This window comes from Micromonospora zhanjiangensis, from assembly GCF_042650605.1.
Lineage (GTDB): Bacteria > Actinomycetota > Actinomycetes > Mycobacteriales > Micromonosporaceae > Micromonospora_J > Micromonospora_J zhanjiangensis.
Map to the genome: position 1 here is coordinate 55,717 of NZ_JBHSBN010000007.1, position 21,356 is coordinate 77,072.

The 21,356-nt window shown below is 73.7% G+C and carries 18 protein-coding genes and 1 pseudogene; 4 read left to right on the forward strand and 15 right to left on the reverse strand.

All coding sequences use genetic code 11. The features are described 5' to 3' along the window. The first annotated feature begins 157 nt into the window (after positions 1–157). Positions 158–499, forward strand: coding sequence for a PadR family transcriptional regulator (locus tag ACFOX0_RS12515; RefSeq protein ID WP_377544984.1), 342 nt, complete (start codon positions 158–160; stop codon positions 497–499). Between the two features lie 66 nt (positions 500–565). Here the strand turns inward: ACFOX0_RS12515 and ACFOX0_RS12520 are convergent, their stop codons facing one another. From ACFOX0_RS12520 to deoC, 12 genes and pseudogenes are all read right to left on the reverse strand, one after another. Beyond that, positions 566–1,282, reverse strand: a complete 717-nt coding sequence (locus tag ACFOX0_RS12520; protein WP_377544985.1) for a permease prefix domain 1-containing protein — start codon at positions 1,280–1,282, stop codon at positions 566–568. 70 nt (positions 1,283–1,352) lie between these two features. Further along, on the reverse strand, positions 1,353–3,359 hold the full coding sequence (cydC, locus tag ACFOX0_RS12525; RefSeq protein ID WP_377545440.1) for a thiol reductant ABC exporter subunit CydC: 2,007 nt from the start codon (positions 3,357–3,359) through the stop codon (positions 1,353–1,355). A 126-nt stretch (positions 3,360–3,485) separates the two neighbouring features. Beyond that, positions 3,486–5,231: pseudogene (gene cydD / locus ACFOX0_RS12530) on the reverse strand (thiol reductant ABC exporter subunit CydD); the annotation flags it as partial. Next, positions 5,228–6,235, reverse strand: coding sequence for a cytochrome d ubiquinol oxidase subunit II (locus tag ACFOX0_RS12535; protein ID WP_377544986.1), 1,008 nt, complete (start codon positions 6,233–6,235; stop codon positions 5,228–5,230). The gene ACFOX0_RS12535 and the pseudogene cydD, both read right to left, overlap by 4 nt. A gap of 7 nt (positions 6,236–6,242) precedes the next feature. Next, positions 6,243–7,505, reverse strand: a complete 1,263-nt coding sequence (locus ACFOX0_RS12540; RefSeq protein ID WP_377544987.1) for a cytochrome ubiquinol oxidase subunit I — start codon at positions 7,503–7,505, stop codon at positions 6,243–6,245. Positions 7,506–7,643: 138 nt separating this feature from the next. After that, the gene (locus tag ACFOX0_RS12545) at positions 7,644–8,549 is read right to left on the reverse strand and encodes a M56 family metallopeptidase (RefSeq protein WP_377544988.1); all 906 of its coding nucleotides are present in this window, start codon (positions 8,547–8,549) and stop codon (positions 7,644–7,646) included. 3 nt (positions 8,550–8,552) lie between these two features. Further along, positions 8,553–8,945 (reverse strand): BlaI/MecI/CopY family transcriptional regulator, encoded by a 393-nt coding sequence (locus ACFOX0_RS12550; RefSeq protein WP_377544989.1) that lies wholly within the window; start codon positions 8,943–8,945, stop codon positions 8,553–8,555. Positions 8,946–9,001: 56 nt separating this feature from the next. After that, positions 9,002–9,397: a type II toxin-antitoxin system VapC family toxin gene (locus ACFOX0_RS12555; RefSeq protein ID WP_377544990.1), complete on the reverse strand. Its 396-nt coding sequence runs from the start codon at positions 9,395–9,397 to the stop codon at positions 9,002–9,004. Continuing rightward, a complete protein-coding gene (locus ACFOX0_RS12560) occupies positions 9,394–9,687 on the reverse strand; it encodes a hypothetical protein (protein ID WP_377544992.1) in 294 nt (97 codons plus the stop codon). Before ACFOX0_RS12560 ends, ACFOX0_RS12555 begins: the two co-directional genes overlap by 4 nt. A 117-nt stretch (positions 9,688–9,804) precedes the next feature. After that, positions 9,805–10,641 (reverse strand): aldehyde dehydrogenase family protein, encoded by an 837-nt coding sequence (locus ACFOX0_RS12565; RefSeq protein ID WP_377545442.1) that lies wholly within the window; start codon positions 10,639–10,641, stop codon positions 9,805–9,807. Positions 10,642–10,648: 7 nt separating this feature from the next. Next, positions 10,649–12,088 (reverse strand): aldehyde dehydrogenase family protein, encoded by a 1,440-nt coding sequence (locus tag ACFOX0_RS12570; protein WP_377544994.1) that lies wholly within the window; start codon positions 12,086–12,088, stop codon positions 10,649–10,651. A 4-nt stretch (positions 12,089–12,092) separates the two neighbouring features. After that, a complete protein-coding gene (deoC, locus tag ACFOX0_RS12575; RefSeq protein WP_377544996.1) occupies positions 12,093–13,052 on the reverse strand; it encodes a deoxyribose-phosphate aldolase in 960 nt (319 codons plus the stop codon). Positions 13,053–13,163: 111 nt separating this feature from the next. Between deoC and upp the strand changes: the two genes are divergently transcribed. Next, positions 13,164–13,796, forward strand: coding sequence for a uracil phosphoribosyltransferase (gene upp / locus ACFOX0_RS12580; protein ID WP_377544998.1), 633 nt, complete (start codon positions 13,164–13,166; stop codon positions 13,794–13,796). A gap of 45 nt (positions 13,797–13,841) precedes the next feature. Here the strand turns inward: upp and ACFOX0_RS12585 are convergent, their stop codons facing one another. Then, positions 13,842–14,333: an NUDIX hydrolase gene (locus ACFOX0_RS12585; RefSeq protein WP_377544999.1), complete on the reverse strand. Its 492-nt coding sequence runs from the start codon at positions 14,331–14,333 to the stop codon at positions 13,842–13,844. A gap of 183 nt (positions 14,334–14,516) precedes the next feature. Between ACFOX0_RS12585 and ACFOX0_RS12590 the strand changes: the two genes are divergently transcribed. After that, entirely contained in the window at positions 14,517–15,197 is a 681-nt protein-coding gene (locus tag ACFOX0_RS12590) for a GOLPH3/VPS74 family protein (RefSeq protein ID WP_377545001.1), read from the forward strand. Positions 15,198–15,209: 12 nt separating this feature from the next. Here ACFOX0_RS12590 and ACFOX0_RS12595 read toward each other — a convergent pair whose 3' ends face one another. Further along, entirely contained in the window at positions 15,210–16,880 is a 1,671-nt protein-coding gene (locus ACFOX0_RS12595; RefSeq protein ID WP_377545003.1) for a phospho-sugar mutase, read from the reverse strand. Positions 16,881–16,931: 51 nt separating this feature from the next. Beyond that, the gene (locus ACFOX0_RS12600) at positions 16,932–19,109 is read right to left on the reverse strand and encodes a serine/threonine-protein kinase (protein ID WP_377545444.1); all 2,178 of its coding nucleotides are present in this window, start codon (positions 19,107–19,109) and stop codon (positions 16,932–16,934) included. A 204-nt stretch (positions 19,110–19,313) separates the two neighbouring features. Here ACFOX0_RS12600 and ACFOX0_RS12605 point away from each other — a divergent pair, with 204 nt between their 5' ends. Next, positions 19,314–20,897 carry an acyl-CoA mutase large subunit family protein gene (locus tag ACFOX0_RS12605; protein ID WP_377545005.1) on the forward strand — a complete coding sequence of 528 codons (1,584 nt, stop codon included), beginning with the start codon at positions 19,314–19,316 and terminating at the stop codon, positions 20,895–20,897. The last annotated feature ends 459 nt before the right edge of the window (positions 20,898–21,356 follow it).

Consider the following 21,356-nt stretch of genomic DNA (forward strand, 5'->3'; position numbering starts at 1 on the left):
GGCCACGCTGACCTCCGTGTGCGCTCTGGTTGCGGCGGTGCGGGCCGGCGGCCCGCCGATCGGGTGACTCTGCGCACAGAGCCTAGTGGTCCGGCCTGCGAGTCGGATGCCCGCACCCCGTTGGAGAAGTCGGCGACTATTAGTAGGCTTGCTACTTATGAAGGCGCAGGCACTGCACGGTCACCTCGACGCGCTCCTGCTGGCGGTGCTCGAAGGCGGCGCCCTGCACGGGTACGCGATCATCGAAGCGCTCAAGGCGCGCAGTGGCGGCACACTCAACCTGCCCACCGGGACGGTCTATCCGGCCCTGCGCCGCCTCGAGCGGGCCGGTCATGTCGAGAGTGCCTGGAGCACCGTCAACGGCCGGGAACGGCGCACCTACCAACTGACCGGATCGGGGCACCGCGCGCTGACCGGCGAGCGGGCCAACTGGCACGAGCTGAGTGCGACGGTGGGCCGGTTCCTCGGCGTGGACCAACCACCGCAGGCCCCGGCCTGAGACCGGCCCGGCGCGGATCGCGACCCGGGACCGGGCGCTGCGGGCGTCGGCTCGGCGGCGGCCGGCTCAGGCACCGGCCGGCGGCCGGGCCGCGGCCAGGCAGCGGCGGGCGGCGGTGCCGAGCCAGCCGTACGCGACGCAGAGCAGGACCATTCCGATGATCATCGGCGGCCAGGTCAGCGCCGCGGTCCACAGGTGCACCGACCAGCCGTACAACGCCAGTCCGCCGAGCCAGTGGAGCGCGAGCGAGCCGGTCAGACCGTGGGCCGCGAGTCGGGTCTGCCGGACCGGGACCGGTCGACCCCGGCGGGCGGTCACGGTCAGCCAGGCCAGACTGACCAGGGCCAGCGCCGCGCAACCGGCGCCCAGCCACTCGATCCCCGAGGAGAGCATCAGGTAGGTCGCCGGTGGCCGGGGACCGGTCCAGGGCGCCCCCTGCCACATCAGATTCGCCGAGAAGATCAGACCGCCGGTCACCAGGGCGATCCGCACCGCCAGCGTACGGACCGAGAAGGCGGCCAGTTCGGCCTGGAACTCGGCGGCCAGGCGACCGGTCGGCCCGAACTCGGCCATCGCGAGTTCCTCGGCGCGGTCCGGCGGCAGCCCGCCCTCCCGGTAACCCTCGACCGCGTCGGTGAGTCCGTCCCGTACCTCGGTCAGCAGGTCGCGCTTGGCGTGCGCCGGACCGTGCAGCCGCCGGCCGAGGTCGCGGACGTACCCGTCGATCAGGACGTCGCCGGCCGGCCGGTACGCGGTGAGGTGGTGGCCGTCGGATGCCCGCATGGGCCCAGCCTGCCAGACGCGACACCTGTTCGGCGTCCGGTGGATCCCCTGGGTCGACCCCGGAACCGGCTCAGGGTGCCGGCACCGGGTAGCGCGCCTGCGCGGCGGTCTGCGACAGCCACTGGTCGCGGTACCAGCCCGGGGTACGGATCAGCTCGTCGTGCCGCCCGCGCCGGATGACCCGGCCCGCCGCCAGCACCAGGATCTCGTCGTACCGGTCGAGTCCGGCCAACCGGTGGGTGACCAGGACGACGGTCCGGCCCGGTCCGGCGCTGGCGGTGGCGCTGGTCAGCACCCGGTCCGCCGCGGCCGGGTCCAGCCCTTCGGTCGGCTCGTCCAGCACCAGGACGGCGGGCGCCGCCAGCAGTGCCCGGGCGAGCGCCAGCCGCTGCCGTTGCCCGCCGGAGAGCTGACCGCCGTCCTCGCCGACCAGGGTGTCCCAGCCGGCCGGCTGTTGGCGTACCCAGTCCAGCAGGCCGGCCGCCTCGGCCGCGGCGGCGAGGTCGGCCTCGGTGGCCGTCGGGCGGCCGAGCAGCAGGTTCTCCCGGACCGACGCGTGGAACACGTGCGCGTCGGCGAGCAGCCCGCCGACCACCCGGGGCAGCTCGTCGGCGGGATACCGGGCCAGGTCGACGCCGTCCAGCCGCACCCGCCCGCCGTCCGGCTCGACCGAACCGGTGAGGACGCCCAGCAGCGTGCTCTTGCCGGCGCCGCTCGGTCCGACCACGGCGATCCGGCGGCCGGGTGGCAGATCGAGACTCACCCGGTCCAGAGCGGGCGCGGTACCGGCCCGGTAGCGCACGCTCACCTCGTCCAGCACCAGCCGGTGCGCGCCGCCGGGCTCGGCCGCTCCGCTCCGGCTCGTCGACCCATTCGCGCCGGGTGCGCTGCTCGTTCCGCTCGCCCCGCTCGGGCTGCCTGCGCTGCCCGGACCGGTCGCTCCGCTCGTCCCGCCCGGGGCGCTCGCTCCGGCGGGTGGCAGCAGCCGGGCCACCCGGCGCAGGCCGGCCCGCGACCGGGTCCACTGCCGGGCCGCGCCGAGCAGGGCCAGGGTGGCCTCGGTCGCCGCGAGCGCGCCGACCGCGAGCACCCCGACCAGCACTCCGTCGACCCCGGCCCGCAACGCCGTCAGGACCACCGCGGCGCTGGTCGCACCCGCCACCATTACCCCGAGACCGTCGACCGCCCAGCCGGCGGCGGCCAGCCGACGCTCCAGCCGGGCCAGGCCGCGGGCCCGGTCGCCGGCCCGGCCCAGCGCGGCGTCGGTCGCCCCGAACGCGGCCAGGTCGGCGGCTCCGTGGGTGAGGTCCACCGCGTCGGTGGCGAGCGCTCCGCGCAGCGGTGCCACCCGGCCGGCGCTCCGCCGGGTCAGTCCGGCCGCCGCGGCGGGCAGGACGAGCCCGGCCACCAGCAGGCCACCGGCGAGGGCCACCGCGGCGGCGGGCGAGACGACGGCCGTCGCACCGATCGTGAGCAGACCCACTGCCGCGGCGGCCGCGCCCGGCACCAGCACCCGCAGTAGCAGGTCCTGTACGGCCTCGACGTCGGAGACCAGCCTGCTCAGCAGGTCGCCGGTCCGGTCGCCGGCACCATCCGGCCGGCCCTGCCGGTCGGCGGCTCCGCCCGGCCGGCTGTGCGGGTCGCCGGTCCGACCGGGGGCGCCGCGACGTGCCGCCGCCGTCGTCCCGGCCGGGCGTCCGGCGGCCAGCGTGGCGAACACCGCCGCGCGGACGTCGGTGACGACCCGCAGCGTCGCGTCATGGCCGGCCAGGCGTTCGGTGTAACGCAGCACCCCGCGCCCGACGGCCAGCGCCCGCACCGCGACGATCGCCACGGTGAGGGTGTCCAGGGTCGGCCGCCCGGCGGCGGTGATCAGCAACCAGGTCGCGGTGGCCATCAGGATCAGTCCGGCCAGTTCGGTGCCGGTGGCGAGCAGCCCGGCACCGACCAGCCGACCCAGGTACGGCCGGGCCAGCCGGAGCACCCGCAGCTCCGCCCCGAACCGCCCACCTCGCTCCGCCCCACCGTCCGGTCCCGCGTCCTCGCCCGACGCGGGACCGGCGGGGGCCGGCACGATCCGGAGGACTTCCGCCGGCTCAGGCGAGCAGAACTCCTCCGGATGACGCGTTCCGCTGGGGCAGGCGGAGAGTTCGGGCGAGTCGAACTCTTCGCGTTCCTGAACCGCCGGGTCGGGGGCGGCGCCGAGGTCGGTGACCCGGCCGTCCTCGACCCGCAGCACCCGGTCGGCCACCGCGAGCAGTGCCGGCCGGTGTGCCACCAGCACGGCCGTACGTCCGGCGACCAGCCGCCGGGTGGCGTCCAGCACGGCCGACTCGGAGTCGCCGTCGAGCCGCGCGGTGGGCTCGTCCAGCAGGACGACCGGGGCGTCCCGGAGGAAGGCGCGGGCCAGCGCCACCCGCTGCCGCTGGCCGCTGGACAGGCCGTGGCCCCGCTCACCGAGCAGCGTGTCGAGACCTTCCGGCAACGCCGCCACCACGTCGTCCAACGCCGCCGCCCGGACCGCACGGTCCACCCTCGCCGCCCGGACGGTACGGTCCGCCGCCGCGTCGTCCTGTCCGAGGCGGATGTTGTCGGTCAGCGACGCGGCGAACAGGTGGGCCCGCTGCGGGACCCAGGCCAGTTGCCGGCGCCAGGCGGCCAGGTCGAGGTCGGCCAGGTCGACCCCGGCGACGGTGACCCGGCCGCTGGTCGGCCGGACGAAGCCGAGCAGCAGGGCGAGCAGCGTGCTCTTGCCGGCGCCGCTCGGCCCGACGACCGCGATCCGCTCGCCGGGCCGGATGGTGAGCGACACGTCCCGCAGGGCGGTGGTCCGGTCGTACTCGACGGTCACCGACTCGAACCGGATCTCGGCCGGCGGCACCGGGACCACCCCGCCCGACCGGCCCTCGACCGGGGTGCCGCGCTCTGCGCCGCCGCGACCGGCGGGTGGGCTGCCCGGCCCGCCGTCCCCGGCCGGGGCGCCGTACGCGAGGGCCTCGTCCAGCGCGGTGAGGCCCTCCATGCTGGCGTGGAACCGGCTGCCGGCCGCCCGCAGCGGCAGGTACGCCTCCGGCGTGAGCAGCAGCACCAGCAGGGCGGTCGGCAGGGCGATCCCGCCGCCGAGCAGGCGCAGCCCCACCGGCACCGCGACCAGGGCGACCGACAGGGTCGCCACCAGCTCCAGCACCAGCGCGGACAGGAACGCGATCCGCAGCGTCCCCATGGTGGCGGTCCGGTGCCGGTCGGCCATCCGGCGGACCACGTCGACCTGCGCCCGGGCCCGGCCGAAGGCGCGCAGGGTCGGCAGCCCGGTCACCATGTCCAGGAAGTGCCCGCCGAGCAGGACCAGCCGGCGCCACTGGCGGTCGGTGGCGGCCTGTGCCTGCCAGCCGACCAGGGCCCCGAACACGGGGATCAGCGGCAGGGTCAGCGCGACGATCAGCGCGGAACTCCAGTCGGTGGACACCAGCCGGGCGAGCACGGCCACCGGGACCGTCACGCTGAGCACGAGCTGCGGGAGATACCCGGTGAAGTACGCGTCGAGGGCGTCCAGCCCGCGTCCGGCCAGCGTGGCGATCTCGCCGGCCCGGCGTCCGGCCAGCTGACCCGCTGGCCGGTCCGGGCCACCGGACGCCTGGTCGTGGCTCCGACCGACCGCGCCGAGCAGGTCGGCGCGCAGGGCGGTCTTGACGGTGGCCGCCATCCGGGCCGAGAGCGCACCCTGGCCCCAGACCAGCACCGCCCGGCCGGCCACGCTGGCCACGAACCCGGCCAGCGCGGCCCGGTCCAGCCGGCCGCCGGCCGCCGCGGCGAGGACGGTGGCGAGGGTGGTCGCCTGGGCCACCACCAGGGCTGCGGTGGCGGTCCCGAGCGCGACGAGCGCGGCCAACTGGCCCCGGGTCCGGGGGACCCGGCGCAGCAGCCGTGGGTCGAACGGCCGGCGGTTCACCAGTACACCGGCGCCTGCGGGCCGACCCGGCCCCGGAACAGCCACCAGCACGCCAGCTGGGCACCGAGCAGCACGGGCAGCAGCGGCAGCATGAGCCAGCTCAGCAGGCGCAGGGTCGGTTCGCCGGCGGCCGCGTCGGCGACGGTCAGGCTCGCGGCCGGGTCGACGGCGGAGACCAACGCGTACGGCCAGGTGCCCGCCGCGACCAGCAGCACCGGCAGCGCCACCGCGAGGCTGGTGGCGGCGAAGGCGATCCCCGGCCGCCGCCGGGCGAACGCCCACCCGGCGCCGAGCAGCGCCGCGCCGAGCAGCGCCACCAGCAGTACGGCCGGGACCGGTTGCCGGACGGCGTGCCGTACCCGGTCGGAGAGCAGGCCCAGGACGGCGGCCAGGCCGACCGCGGCGAGGGCGACCGGTACCAGCCGACGGCCGATCCGGCCGGCCCGTTCGGCCGGCCCGTTCGGCAGGCGCAACCCCAGGAACGCGGCGCCGTGCACCGCCAGCAGGGCGACCAGGGCCAACCCGCCGGCCGCCACGAACGGGCTGAGCACGGGCCCGACGCCGGTGACGTGCCCGTCGGCCCGCAGCGGTACGCCCTGCAGCAGCCCGGCCAGCACGGCGCCCCAGCCGAACGCGGCGAGGCCGCTGCCGACGACGATGGTCCGGTCCCACCGCGCCCGGGCCCGCTCGCCGGCGGGTCGGCTGCGCGACTGCACCGCCGCGGTCACCAGGATCACCCCGGCGACGGCCACCGCGACGGCCGGGTAGAGCGCGGCGAGCAGTTCACCCTCCAGCCTCGGGAAGGCGCCGAACAGGATGCCGACCGCCGCCACCAGCCAGACCTCGTTGCCCAGGAAGAACGGCCCGACCGCGGTCAGCGCGAGCCGCCGCTGCTCGGGCCGGCCGGTGGTGGCCAGCAACAGGCCGACGCCGTAGTCGTAGCCGCCGAGCACCAGGTAGGCGACGGTGAAGAGACCGAGCAGGGCGTACCAGGCGATGTCCATGGGGCACCTATCCGACGACGAGGGGTTCGGGCCGGCCGGCGGGCCGGTGGTCGGGCGGCTCCGGCGGCCGGCCCAGGGCGGGGTTGTCGGCACCGCGGCCGGCGTGCCGGGCGATCAGCACCCAGTTGGTCACGGCCAGGGTGCCGAGCAGCAGGAGGAAGCCGATCAGCGAGGTGAGCAGCACGCCGGGGCTGGTCGGGGTGACCGCGTCGGCGACCCTCAGCAGGCCGTACACCGCCCAGGGCTGGCGGCCCACCTCGCGGGCGACCCAGCCCAGCGTCGCCGCCACGAACGGCAGCGGCAGGGCGAACAGGACCAGGTAGAGCGGGACGCGCAGCCGGATGATCCAGTCGCGGTACAGCAGCGGCAGCAGCAGGACCCCGAGGAACAGGGCCATCCCGATCAGGATCATGAAGCCGAGCCCCACGTTGGCCAGGACGGGCGGGGTGTAGTCGCCCGGTCCGAACCGGGCGGTCCAGTCGGCGATCTGCGCCGTCGCCCCCGGGGTGCTGGTGTCGAACTTGGTCGGCTGGGCCTGGCCGATCGCGCCGAACTGGGCGAACCCGAAGCCGATCACGCACACGATCCCCACCGCGGCGGTGACCAGGCCGAGCCGCAGCGAGGTGCGGAACAGCAGGTGGTCCCGGGTACGCCGGATCAGGTGCCAGGCGCTGACCGCGGCCATCAGCATCCCGCCGGTGGTCACCGCGGCGGAGACCACGTGCGCGAACGCCATCCCGAAGGTGGGATTCACCAGCAGCGCCGAGAAGTCGGTCAGGTGGGCGACGCCGTCGCGCAGCTCGTAGCCCACCGGGTGCTGCAACCAGGCGTTCGCGACGAGCACCCAGAACGCCGACGCGTACGCGGTGAGCGCGACCCCGTACAGCAGGGCCAGGTGCGCGACCGGCCGGAGCCGGTGCCAACCGAAGATCCACATGCCGAGCAGGGTGGATTCGAGGAAGAACGCGACGAGGGTCTCCATCGCCAGCGGGGCGCCGAAGACGTTGCCGACGTACCGCGACAGGCCGCTCCAGTTCAGCCCGAACTGGAACTCCATCAGGATGCCGGTCGCGATCCCCAGCGCGTAGTTGATCAGGTAGAGCGAGCCCCAGAACCGGGTCAGCCGTTGGTAGACCGGCTTGCGGGTGATCGTCCAGGCGGTCTGCAGGCCGACCAGCAGCGTGATCAGACCGAGGGTGACCAGGACGAACAGAAAATGGATCGAGGTGGTGGTGGCGAACTGCAACCGCGCGACGAGGAGGGGATCCATCGGCCGGCCCTTCAAGCGTTGACTGTCATGTCATAGTCAGCCTACACGTAGGCCGCCTACGTATAATTACTACGTCCTGTCGTAATCCATGTTACGACAGGACGTAGTAGATGACCGGCGCCGGGGTCGACCCGTGGGTCAGCTCAGGAAGAGGTAGATCGGCGTCGCCGCCAGGACGGCCGTCACCGCGAGCGCGGCGGCGATGCGTACCCGGGGTGGCCGGGCCGGGACCAGCAGCCGGTGCAGCCGGGCGTGCAGCTGGCCGTCGGCGATGCCGAGCGTGCCGGCCGGCGAGACCCGCGAGCCGGCGGTGGCGAACCGGGCCAACGCCGTGGCCAACTGCTCGTCGCCGTGCAACCGGCGGGCCTTGTCGTCGGCCCGCATCTCCACCAGCAGGGCGACGGTCTCGTGGGTCGAGCGCAGCCAGCGCAGCCGGGGCAACAGCCGGCACAGCGCGGTGAACGGCAACAGGACCAGGTCGTGCCGCTCGTCGGCGTGCGCCCGCTCGTGGCTGAGCACCGCGGCGAGCTGCGCCCGGTCCAGCAGGCTGAGCGTGCCGGCGCTGACCACCACCCGGGGCCGCACCCCGGGCAGGCAGTACGCGGCCGCGCCGGGGTGGTCCAGGACCAGCGCGCCGGGCGCCGCGGGGTCGTCCCGGGCCACCAGGCTGAGCAGGTCACGGTGCCGGCGTTGGGCCCGTACGGTGCTGAGCGTGCTGCGCACCGTCGAGCCGAGCAGCACCGCGCCGATTCCGAGGCCCGCGCCGACCAGGCAGAGTTGCGCGAGACCCACCCCGGGCGGCAGTCCCGGCCCGGCCAGGTCGGCCACCAGCGAGACCATCGCCCGGCCCGGCCCCGTCCGGTACGACCCGAGGCCGAGGGAGATCAGCAGCCCGATCTCGGAGAGCCCGAGGGTCAACCCGAGCGCCTGCCAGCACAGGATCGCGCCCCGCGGACTGCGCCAGGTCCAGGTGGACCGCCGCAACACCACGGCGGTGAGGAAGGCGGCCAGGACGGTCCCGGCGAAGTGCAGGGCGGAGGCCACGGGTCAGTCCCGCCGGCCCGGGGCCTCGTCGGTCAGCGCGGCGCGCAGGATCTCCGCCTCGGTCCCGGTCACCGACCGGGCGAACCGGACCAGCGCCGCGTCCCGGCCCGACCCGCCGGACGGCGCGTCGGCCAGGTCGAGCGCGTCCAGCATCAGCTGGGCGATGTGCGCCTCCCGGCTGGCCGCCGGCCGGTAGCTCCAGGCCCGACCGGTGCGTTCCCGCTCGACCATGCCCTTGCCGGCCAGCCGGTCCAGCACCGTCATCACCGTCGTGTAGGCGAGATCGCGTTCCTTCAGTGCCTCGGCGACCTCGCGCACGCTGACCCCGGCGGTCCCGCCGTCGCGGTCCCACAGCACATCCATCACCGCGCGCTCAAGCTCACCCAACCGAGTCACGCCACCAATGCTACCGCCTGTAGTAGCGGCGCCCGTCAACGCCGTCTCGCCTTGCCCTAGGCGACGAGTTCCACCCGGCAGTACGCGGTCGTGGTCCGGGCGAGCCTGGCGTCAGCGGTCACGAGGGTGAGGCCGCGGCGCTCCGCCAGGGCGACGTAGGCGGCGTCGTACGCGCTGATGCCCGCCCTCAGTTGCCACATGCGGGGTAGAAGATCGTCGACCGGGACGGTGTCCACGCCCAGGCGGGTGAGGCGTCCGACTGCCCGGGATGCCTGTTCGTCAGTGATCTTTCCGCCCAGGGCGAGCCCTCGGAGGGCGGAGAAGACCTCGACCTTCCAGTGTTCGGGCGCGGCCCACTCGGGATCCCGCCCCATCACCGCGCGGGCCTTGCGGCCACGGTCGTCGGTATACACCAGCGTGCTCGCGATGACCGAGGCATCGACGACGATCATGCGACATCCCGGCCGGGCCGGGCGGATGATGTCCGGTCGGGCAGCCCGCGTTCGGCCCGAGCGCGGGCGATGAGTTCCGCCGCGTCCGGGGCATCCTGGTCGGCGCCGCCATCGTCGTCGAGTTCCTGGCTGATCTCGGCGAGGATCTGCCTGTTCCGGCCGAAGTCCGCCTGGCGGTTTATCACCGACAGCAGGAATGCCTGCAATGACTGGCCGCGTTCGCGTGCCTGGCGGGCCAGGAGATCCCTGACGTCCTCCCGCACGTCGCGGATCGTGAGCGCCACCGTCATAACTGCATGGTGACAGCATTGTGCATGCAAAGTCAATTCAACTGCTGCTCGGTCCTGAGACGCGAGACGGCCCGGTCCTCCCCGCGTGGGGAAGCCGGGCCGTCGTCGCTCAGCCGCTCACACCCCCTTGGGGTGCCAGACCGTCTTGGTCTCCAGGAACGCGGTCATCCGGCCGATCCCCGGGTCGGCGGTCCAGTCCGTGGCCGTCGGCCGCAGCACCCGCTTGAGGTTGTCCGCCGCCGCCCGTTCCAGGTCGGTGGCGAGCTGCGGGTCGGCGACGCCGGTCAGGTCCAGCGCGTTGACGTCCATGTGTGCGGCCAGCCAGGGCGCGGTCTCGGCGGGCCGGCCGGTCAACAGGTTGACCACCCCACCCGGCAGGTCCGAGGTGGCCAGCACCTCGGCCAGGGTGACCGCCGGCAGCGCACCGGTCTCGGCGGCCAACACCACCACGGTGTTGCCGGTGACGATGGCCGGGGCGATCACGCTGACCAGCCCGAGCAGGCCCGGCTCGGCCGGGGCGACGATCCCCACCACGCCGGTGGGTTCCGGCGCGGACAGGTTGAAGTACGGCCCGGCCACCGGGTTCGCCCCGCCGTGCACCTGGGCGAGCTTGTCGGACCAGCCGGCGTACCAGACCCAGCGGTCGATCGCGGCGTCCACCTCGGCGGCCGGCAGGCCCAACCCGATGAACTGGTCCCGGCGGCCCTCCAACATCTCGGCCACCCGGTAGAGGATCTGACCCCGGTTGTACGCCGTCGCGCCGGCCCAGCCCTTGACCGCGGCCCGGGCGGCCAGTACCGCGTCCCGGACATCCTTGCGGGAGGCCAGCGCCACGTTGGCCGGCTCCGAACTGTTGGCGGACTGCACGAGATACGACCGTCCCGACTCGCTGCGCGGGAACTTCCCGCCGATGAAGAGCTTGTACGTCTTGCGCACCGCGACGCGGCCCGGCAGGCCCGAATCATTGGACATTGAGGTACGCCTCCAGCCCGTGCCGGCCGCCCTCGCGGCCGTAGCCCGACTCCTTGTAACCGCCGAACGGCGAGGTCGGGTCGAACTTGTTGAACGTGTTGGCCCAGACCACCCCGGCGCGCAGCCGATCGGCCATCCAGAGGATCCGGGAACCCTTCTCGGTCCAGATCCCGGCGGACAGCCCGTACGGCGTGTTGTTGGCCTTCTCCACGGCCTCGGCCGGGGTCCGGAAGGTCAGCACGGACAGCACCGGGCCGAAGATCTCCTCGCGGGCGATCCGGTGCGCCTGGGTGACCCCGGTGAAGATCGTCGGCGCGAACCAGAAGCCCCGGTCCGGCAGGTCGCACGGGGGCGACCAGCGCTCGGCGCCCTCGGCCGAGCCGATGTCCGACAGGGTCCGGATCCGGTCCAGCTGGGCGGCCGAGTTGATCGCACCGATGTCGGTGTTCTTGTCCAGCGGGTCGCCCACCCGCAGCCGGGCCATCCGCCGCTTGAGCGAGTCCAGCACGGTGTCGTACACCGACTCCTGGACCAGCAGCCGGGAGCCGGCGCAGCAGACGTGGCCCTGGTTGAAGAAGATGCCGTTGACGATGCCCTCGACGGCCTGGTCGATCGGCGCGTCGTCGAAGACGACGTTGGCGGCCTTGCCGCCGAGTTCCAGGGTGACCTTCTTGCGGGTGCCGGCCACCGAGCGGGCGATGGCCCGGCCGACGTCGGTGGAACCGGTGAAGGCGACCTTGTCGACGCCGTCGTGCTCGACCAACGCCCGGCCGGTGTCACCGGCACCGGTGACGATGTTGACCACGCCGGCCGGCAGGTCGGCCTGCTGGCAGATCTCGGCGAACAGCAGCGCGGTCAGCGGGGTGGTCTCGGCCGGCTTGAGCACCACGGTGTTGCCGGCGGCCAGCGCCGGGGCGATCTTCCAGGCCAGCATCAGCAGCGGGAAGTTCCACGGGATGACCTGGCCGGCCACCCCGAGCGGCTGCGGATCCGAGCCGAACCCGGCATGCCCGAGCTTGTCCGCCCAGCCCGCGTAGTAGAAGAAGTGCGCCGCGACCAACGGGACGTCGACGTCCCGGGACTCCCGGATCGGCTTGCCGTTGTCCAGCGACTCCAGCACGGCCAACTCCCGGCCGCGCTCCTGGATGATCCGGGCGATCCGGTAGAGGTACTTGGCCCGGTCCCGGCCCGGCATCGGACCCCACACCTTCTCGTACGCCGTGCGGGCGGCCCGGACCGCCCGGTCGACGTCCTGCGGGCCGGCCTCGGCGACCTCGGCCAGCACCTCCTCCGAGGCGGGGTTGATCGACTTGATGACGCCGCCGTCCGACGGGTCGACGAACTCGCCGTCGACGAAGAGGCCGTACGACGGTTTCAGGTCGACGACGGCGCGCGACTCGGGCGCGGGGGCGTACTCGAAGGCGGCCATGTGATCAGTCCAGGGTGAAGTAGTCGGGACCGGAGTAGACGCCGGTCGTCAGCTTGGTGCGTTGCATCAGCAGGTCGTTCAGGAGCGAGGAGGCGCCGAACCGGAACCAGTCCGGGTCCAGCCAGTCCTCGCCGGCCGTCTCGTTGACGGTGACCAGGTACTTCATCGCGTCCTTGGTGGTCTTGATGCCACCGGCCGGCTTGACCCCGACCTGGCGTCCGGTGGTGTCCCGGAAGTCGCGCACCGCCTCCAGCATCACCAGGGTCACCGGCAGCGTGGCGGCCACCGGGACCTTGCCGGTCGAGGTCTTGATGAAGTCGCCGCCGGCCAGCATGGCCAGCCAGGAGGCCCGCCGGACGTTGTCGTAGGTGGCCAACTCGCCGGTCTCCAGGATCACCTTGAGATGGGCGTCCTCACATGCTTCCTTGACGGCGACGATCTCGTCGTAGACCTCGCGGTAGCGGCCGGCCAGGAAGGCGCCGCGGTTGATCACCATGTCGATCTCGTCGGCACCGGCGGCCACCGCCGCCTCGGTGTCGGCGATCTTGACGGCCAGCGGCGCCTGGCCGCTCGGGAAGGCGGTCGCCACGCTGGCCAGGTGGACTGCACTCCCGGCCAGAACGCTCGCGGCCACCGGGACCATGGACGGGTAGACGCAGACCGCCGCGACCGGCGGGCAACTGCCGTCGGCCGGGTCGGGACGCAGCGCCTTGGCGGACAGCGCCCGGACCTTGCCGGGGGTGTCCGCACCCTCCAGCGTGGTCAGGTCGACCATCCGGATCGCCAGATCGATCGCCCACGCCTTGGCCGAGGTCTTGATCGAGCGGGTGCCGAGCATCGCCGCCCGTTGTTCCGCGCCGACCTGGTCCACGCCGGGCAGGCCGTGCAGAAAGGCCCGGAGCGAGGCGTCGCTGCGGGCCAGGTCGGACAGGTCGGAGCCCGCCGACGTCGTTGTCGCCGTCATGCCGGCAAGTCTACGCACCGCAGGCAGGCAGTGATCTTGATCACGCCGGGATGGTGACGAGCCACTCTCCGGGCCTTCCGGCGGGCCGGCCGACCGGTAGGTTGAGCGTTCGTGGACGTACACGTGGTTGACCATCCGCTCGCCCAGTCGCGCCTGACCGCGATGCGCGACGCCCGTACCGACTCGGCCGCGTTCCGCGCGGCGCTGCACGAGCTCACCACCATGCTGGTGTACGAGGCGGCTCGGTCCTTCCCCGTGGAGCGTTACCCGCTCCAGACGCCGGTCGCCCCCACCGAGGGCACCCGGCTGGCCAACCCGCCGCTGCTGGTGCCGGTGCTCCGGGCCGGGCTCGGGATGGCCGACGCGGCACTGGGCCTGCTGCCCGAGTCGTCGATGGGCTTCGTGGGGCTGGCCCGGGACGAGCACACCTTCGAGCCGCGGGCGTACATGGAGTCGCTGCCGGCCGAGTTGGCCGGCATCCCGGTGCTGGTGCTCGACCCGATGGTGGCCACCGGCGGCTCGTTGCTGCACTGCTGCCAACTGCTCGCCGAGCGCGGCTGCACCGACATCACCGTGCTCTGCGTGCTCGCCGCACCGGCCGGCATCGACCGGCTGGCCGGCGCGGGCCTGCCGCTGCGGGTGGTGACCGCCTCGATCGACGAGCGCCTCAACGACCGGATGTTCATCGTCCCCGGCCTCGGCGACGCCGGGGACCGCCAGTTCGGCGGCATGCCCCGCTTCTGACCCACCCCGCCCGCTGGCGGGACGGCGGCCGAGCGCGGCCGGCGGTCAGTCGGTGAGGCTGTAGTGCCAGTCGACGGCGACGCCGTCGACGAACGGCAGCACGCCGTGGAACACCCGCGGCGGGTCGGCGAAGACCAGCGGCAGGAAGTGCCGGTCGCTCGGCCACATCGGCACCCGACCGGCCAGGACGTCGGCCAGGTCGGTCCAGATCAGGGTGCCCTCGGCGCAGTCCGGGCTCACCCGGCCGGACCAGCGCGGGATCCGGAACAGGAAGCCGAACCAGTTCTCGCCGTCCCGGCCGAAGCCCGGCCAGGAGACGGTGCCGGCGAACTCCACCGCCTCGCAGGTCAGCCCGGACTCCTCGCGGATCTCCCGGCGCATCCCGGCCACCACGTCCTCGCCGGGTTCGAGCTTGCCGCCCAGCCCGTTGTAGTAGCCGTGGTGGATGTCGTCGACCCGCTTGTCCCGGCGCAGCATCAGCACCTGACGCCGGTCGGCGGAGAGGACGTAACCCAGTGTCGCGACAACGGCCCGCATCCGGACCAGCCTACGGCCCGTCCGCCGGTCGGCGGCGAGGCACGCACCCGGTGTTCCGCCGGCCGCCGGGGCCGGTGCGGCTCATCCGGTAGGGCAGCGGGACGGCCAGGTCAGGGCGTCGTTCCGGTGGCCCCGGGCCGGGACGCATGCGCGGGATGCGCGGAGCGGCTACCGTTCCGGGCCATGACTGCTGTTGCGCTCGCCGAAGAGCTGCTGCTGCTCGCCTACGACGAGAAGTCGGGCAAGGCGACCGGATCACGGATCGGGCTCGACCTCGGCATGGCGGCCGCGGTCCTGGTCGACCTGGCCCTGGTCGGCCGGGTCGCCTTCGACGACGGTTCGATCGTGGTCACCGATCCGACCCCCACCGGCGAACCCATCGCCGACGAGGTGCTGGCCCGGATGGCGGCGGACACCCCGCACACCCCGGCCTCCTGGGTACAGCGGCTCCGGCACGGGTTGCGCGACCGGATCCTGGCCGACCTGTGCGGGCGGGGGGTCACCCAGGAAATCAACGAGACGGCGATGGGCGGCTTCGTGCACGTCCACCGCTATCCGGTGCTCGACCCGACGGTGGAGACCGAGGTGCGGCAGCGGCTGGCCGCCGCGTTGGCCGGCGAGCGCCAGCCGGACGAGCGGACGGCCGCGCTGGCCGCCCTGGTCGCGGCGATCCGGATGGAGCCGAGGCTGGGCCTGTCCGCCGAGGCGGCCCAGGGCGCCGACCGTCGACTCGACGAGATCGCCGGCACCGCCGGTTTCGCCGGCGGGGTCAGCCTGGAGGACTCCACGGTCCGCCCGTCGGTGGCGCTGGTGATCGCCGCCCTGACCCGGGCCATCGAGGCCGCCCTCGGCACCCGCGCCTGACCGGCCCGGGGATCACCAGATGCCGAGGGCCGCCGCCGTCTCGGTGCGCAGCGCCCGTACCGTGGCGCTCGCGCGCTCCCGGGCCGCGGCCACGTCACCGTCGACCACCGGTTCCACCACCTCCAGGTACGCCTTGAGCTTGGGCTCGGTGCCGGACGGCCGGATCACCACCCGCGCGCTCCCGGTACGCAGGACGACCACGTCGGCCGCCGGCAGCAGGTCCTCGACCGAGGTGACCGGCTCGTCGAGCAGCGCCGTGGGCGTCTTCGCCCGGATCCGGCTCATCGCCGACTCGATCTCCCGCAGGTCGTCGACCCGCACCGAGAGCTGGTCGGTGCGGTGCACGCCGAACTCGGCCGCGAGTTCGTCCAGCCGGTCGGTCAGCGTCCGGCCCTCGGTCTTCAGCCCGGCCGCCAGCTCGGCCACCAGCAGCGCGGCCGTGATGCCGTCCTTGTCCCGGACGTGCTCCGGCGCGACGCAGTAGCCGAGCGCCTCCTCGTAGCCGAAGACCAGCGGGTGCCCGCTGTCCGCGCCGGCCCGGACAATCCACTTGAAACCGGTGAGCGTCTCGTCGTAGGGCAGGCCGCGGGCGGCGCACAGGGCCCGCAGCAACGACGAGGAGACGATGGTGGTGGCGTACAGGCCGGCGACGCCGCGGCGCATCAGGTGATCCGCGAGCAGGATGCCCACCTCGTCGCCGCGCAGCATCCGCCACCGCCCGCCGGCCTCCGGTACGGCCACCGCGCACCGGTCGGCGTCCGGGTCGTTGGCGATCGCGATGTCGGCGCCGACGGTCCGGGCCAGCTCGATCAGCTTGTCGGTGGCGCCCGGCTCCTCCGGGTTGGGGAACGCCACGGTCGGGAAGTCCGGGTCGGGGGTGGCCTGGTCGGGCACCACGCCCGGCACCGGGAAACCGGCCCGGGAGAACGCCGCGGTCAGCACCGGCCCGCCCACCCCGTGCAGCGGCGTGTACGCCACGGTCAGGTCGCGTGATCCGGCCGGGTCCACCACCTCGGCGGCGCGGTCCACGTACGACGCGGCGAGGTCGCCGTCCAGCACCTGCCCGGCCGGCCCGAGCGGCACCTCGGACAGCCGGTCCACCGCCCGGATGGCCGCCTCGATCTCGACGTCGGCGGGCGGGACGATCTGCGCACCGGCGCCGTGCGAACCGCCCAGTTCCGCGCCGAGGTAGACCTTGTAGCCGTTGTCCTGGGGCGGGTTGTGGCTGGCGGTGACCATCACCCCGGCGGCCGCTCCCAGGGCCCGTACCGCGTAGGCGAGCACGGGGGTGGGCAGCGGCCGGGGCAGCAGCAGGGCGGCCCGGCCGACGCCGGTGGCCACCTGGGCGGTCCGTTCGGCGAACTGCCTCGAACCGTGCCGGGCGTCGTACCCGATCACCAGCGGACCGGCCGCGCCGCGGGCGGCGAGCCAGGTGACCAGGCCCGCCGCGGCCCGGGTGACGACGGCGAGGTTCATCCCGTTCGGACCGGCCCGCAGCGGGCCGCGCAGGCCGGCGGTGCCGAAGGTCAGCGACCCGGCGAACCGGTCGGCCAGCTCGGCCCGGGTCGCCGGCAGCCCGGCGAGCAGCGTCCGCAGCTCCTCCCGGCCGGCCGGATCGGGGTCGTCGTCCAGCCAGGCCTGGGCCCGGGCCCGCAGGTGCTCGTTCTCGTCAGCGTCCGCCATGCCGTCGTTGATAGCACGGCGGAGCAGCGCCGGGTCGCGTCGCCCCCGCGGTCAGGCCGAGGTGAGTTGGAACGAACGGGCCATCTCGTCGAAGATCACCTTGCTCTCGGCGAACCGCTCGTCGGTGACGGTGAGGTAGAACGAGTACGCCTTGCCGCCCTCGATCACCACCCGCCACACGCCGTGCCGCTTGCCGTCACCGTCGCCGCAGGTGTACTCCAGCTCGGCGGCGGGCTTGCCGGCCACCTCGACCTCGCGCAGCCCGACCTCGGCGTACGGCTTGGCGCACGAGCTGGTGTTCTTCTTCAGCCGGCTCGCCGCGCTCTGCATGAACTTCACCGGTTCGGCGCTGGAGTTCTCCACCAGGATCCGGACCCGGCGGCCGTCGTCCTGCGGGTCGGTGTAGTCGACGTACGAGCCGCCGGCCGACCGCTTCCACCCCTGCGGAATGTTGACCTTGACGCCGCGTTCGGTGTGCGGCTGGGTGGCCGGCGCGACCGGGCCGGTGCTGGCCGGCGGTCCGGCCTGCGGCGTCTGCCCCTGCGGATCCTCACCGCCGCTGAACGCGAGGACCAGGCCGACCACCAGCACCACGACCAGTCCGCCCGCGGCGGCCAGCTGCACCTTCCGGGGCCAGTTGCGGATCGTGCCGACCAGCGCGTCGCCCCGCTGCTTGAGCGTGCCCGCCACGCCGCCCGTCCGGTCGCCGCCGGCCGGCGGCTGCCACGGTCCGGCCGGTGCCGCTCCGGCGGCGCCCCAGGGTGGTTGCTGCCCACCGGGCGGCCCGGCCGCCCAGGGTGGTTGCTGCCCGCCGACCGGGGCCGCCTGGTTGCCCCGGCTCAGTCCGGCGGCCCAGGGCTTCGGGCTGCCCTGGGCCGGCCCGGCGGCCCAGGCCGGTTGGTTGCCCTGACCCGGAGCGGTCGTCGCCCAGGGCTGTCCGGGCGGCACCGGCTGGGTGGGTTGCTCACCCCGCGCCGGCCCGGACCCTGCCCAGGACTGACCGGGTGGTACGGGTTGCGTCGGCTGCTCGCCGCCCGCCCAGCCCGGCTGGCCGGCGACGGTCCGGTCCCAGGGCGGCTGCTGCGGCTGGGTCGGCATCATGCCGGTGGGTGCCGCCCCGCTGGGCAGCGCACCGGTCGGCGCGGAGACCGCGGCGTCCGGTCCGGCGGCGGCCGGCTTCTTGCCGCGCCGCAGGGCGGACAGCCGGTCGGTGAGCGACTCGCCCGGGCCCAGCATCGCCCGACCGCCGATCTGCCCGCTCGGCGTGCCGGCGGCGGGCGGCGGCGCGGCGGCGGTCACCTGGTTCGACAGCACGGCGTACGGGTCGGTCATCTGGAACGCCGGCGCCTTGCTGGCCAGCGGGCCGGCCAACAGTTCGCGGATCATGTTGCGCGAGGTCTCCACCGTCAACCGGCGGGCCGGGTCCTTCTCCAGCAGACCGAACAGCACCTGGGTCAGCGGTCCGGAGCGGGTCGGCGGGGCGGGCGGGTCCTCGACAACGGCGTGCATCGTCTCGATCGGGTCGCCCCGGTCGAACGGCGGGCGGCCCTCCACCGCGGTGTAGAGCGTCACGCCGAGCGAGAACAGGTCGCTGGGCGGGCCGAAGTCCTGCCCCATGGCCCGCTCCGGCGAGATGAAGTGCGGCGAGCCGAGCACCATGCCGGGCGTGGTGAGCTGCACATCGGTGGGCATCCGGGCGACCCCGAAGTCGGTCAGCACGCAGCGCCCGTCGGAGGAGATCAGCACGTTCGCCGGCTTGACGTCGCGGTGCAGCACGCCGATCGCGTGGGCCACCTCCAGCGCGCCGAGCAGGGCGATGCCGATCTTGGCCACCTGGCGCTGCGGGAGCGGGCCGTCCTCGATCACCATGTCGGCCAGGCTGCGCGCGTCGAGCAGTTCCATCACGATCCACGGCCGGCCGCCCTCGGTGACCACGTCGTAGACCTGGACCACGGCGGGGTGCTGCAGGGCGGCGGCGGCGCGGGCCTCGCGCAGGGTGCGTTCGTACATCGCGTCACGGTCGGTCGGCGCGAGGCCGGGCGGCAGGACGACCTCCTTGACCGCGACCTCGCGGCGCAGCAGGGTGTCCGCGGCGCGCCAGACGGTGCCCATACCGCCGTGGCCGACGGCGGCGCGGAGGGTGTATCGGCCACCGATGGTGCTGCCGGCTGCCGTGCGTCCGCTGGCGGGATTGGCTGGTCCGCCGTTCCACGTCGGGGTCTGAGTCACAGGAGAAGCCACCCGGGAAATCGGAGGGGCTGGGACAGAACACACCTATCTTGCGGGAGCCGTACCCCGGAGGGAAAGTCGCCCCGGCGGTGTTTTCCACACCGCGACCATGCGTGCCGGGATCCTCACCGCTCGTACGGGTGTCCGGCGCACCGCGTCGGATCCCGCAACCACAGGTCCGACCGCACGCCCTACCATCCGGACATGACTGAACGGCGGTCCAGCGAGTCCGGTTTCCCGATCAAGGCGGTCTACGACGCGACCGACGTGCCCGGTGGACTCCCCGAGCGGCTCGGTGCGCCGGGTGAGTTCCCGTACACCCGGGGTGTCTACCCGACGATGTACACCTCCCGGCCGTGGACGATGCGGCAGTACGCCGGGTTCGGCACCGCCACCGAGTCCAACGCGCGCTACCACCAGCTGCTGCGGGCCGGCACCGCCGGCCTGTCGGTCGCCTTCGACCTGCCCACCCAGATGGGCTACGACTCGGACGACCCGATCGCCCACGGCGAGGTCGGCAAGGTCGGCGTGGCGATCGACTCGATCGAGGACATGCGGCTGCTGTTCGACGGCATCCCGCTGGACCAGGTCTCCACCTCGATGACGATCAACGCGCCCGGTTCGGTGCTGCTGCTGCTCTACCAGCTGGTGGCCGAGGAGGCCGGGATCGCCGGTACGGCCCTGAAGGGCACCATCCAGAACGACATCCTGAAGGAGTACATCGCGCGCGGGACGTACATCTTCCCGCCCAAGCCCTCGCTGCGGCTGGTGGCCGACACGTTCGCCTACTGCCGCGCGGAGGTGCCGAGGTGGAACACCATCTCGATCTCCGGCTACCACATGGCCGAGGCCGGCGCCACGCCCGTCCAGGAGATCGCCTTCACCCTGGCCAACGGCATCCAGTACGTCCGCGCGGCGCTGGACGCCGGGCTCGCGGTGGACGATTTCGCGCCCCGGCTGTCGTTCTTCTTCGTGGCCCGGACCACGCTGCTGGAGGAGGTGGCCAAGTTCCGGGCGGCCCGGCGGATCTGGGCCCGGCTGATGCGGGACGAGTTCGGCGCCACCGACCCGAAGTCGTGGATGCTGCGGTTCCACACCCAGACCGCCGGCGTGCAGCTCACCGCCCAGCAACCGGAGGTCAACCTGGTCCGGGTCGCGGTGCAGGGACTCGGCGCGGTGCTCGGCGGCACCCAGTCGCTGCACACGAACAGCTTCGACGAGGCGATCGCGCTGCCCACCGAGAAGGCGGCCCGGCTGGCCCTGCGTACTCAGCAGGTGCTGGCCCACGAGACGGACCTGACCGCCACGGTCGACCCGTTCGCCGGCTCGTACGTGGTGGAGGCGATGACCGACGAGATCGAGGCCGCGGCGACCGCGCTGATGGACCGGGTGGCCGGGTACGGCTCGGCGGTGGAGGCGATCGAGGCCGGCTTCCAGAAGCGGGAGATCGAGACGTCGGCGTACCGGATCGCCCAGCAGATCGACGCGGGGGAGCGGGTCGTCGTCGGGCTGAACCGGTTCGCGGTCGACGAGGAGGAGCCGTACGAGCCGTTGCGGGTCGACCCGGCGATCGAGGCGGCCCAGGCCGAGCGGTTGGCGAAGCTGCGTGCCGGCCGGGACGCGGGCGCTGTCGAACGCGCGCTGACCGACCTGCGTACGGCCGCCGGCGGTTCCTCGAACGTGCTCTATCCGATGAAGGACGCGTTGCGGGCCCGGGCTACCGTCGGCGAGGTCTGCGGGACGCTGCGGGAGGTATGGGGCGCCTACCGGCCGAACGACGCCTTCTGATCGCCGGTGACCGACGGGCGACCCCGGCGTGACACGATCACGCCGATGGGTTGCCCGTCGGCTTTTCGGGTACCAGGAACATGGACGGACATGGTGTGCGCACCGGCGTTCCCGGAGCGTGCGAATGTGCAGTGTGCACCGGCCTGCGCCGCCGGGTGACGTGAACCGTTTGCCCAGGCGAGCGCCCCGTCAAGTGCGACAATCCGGACGAAGTCCGGGCGGCGGGCCGCCGATCGTGACCGGCACAACCGTCACGCGTTGTAGGAGGTGCGGGGACAGATGGCGGTCCAAGATAACGATCCGTGTGCTGTTCCGTTCATTTCCGAGCGCTCTTACCAGGGCATTCGTGACTCTGTGCGTTCTGACTACTACCAGAACGAGGTTGCGCAGAGTCACCGTCGGAGGTCTAGGCTGTCTGCTGTCATCCCCGATGATCCATCCGCTTCTAGTAGTGATCGA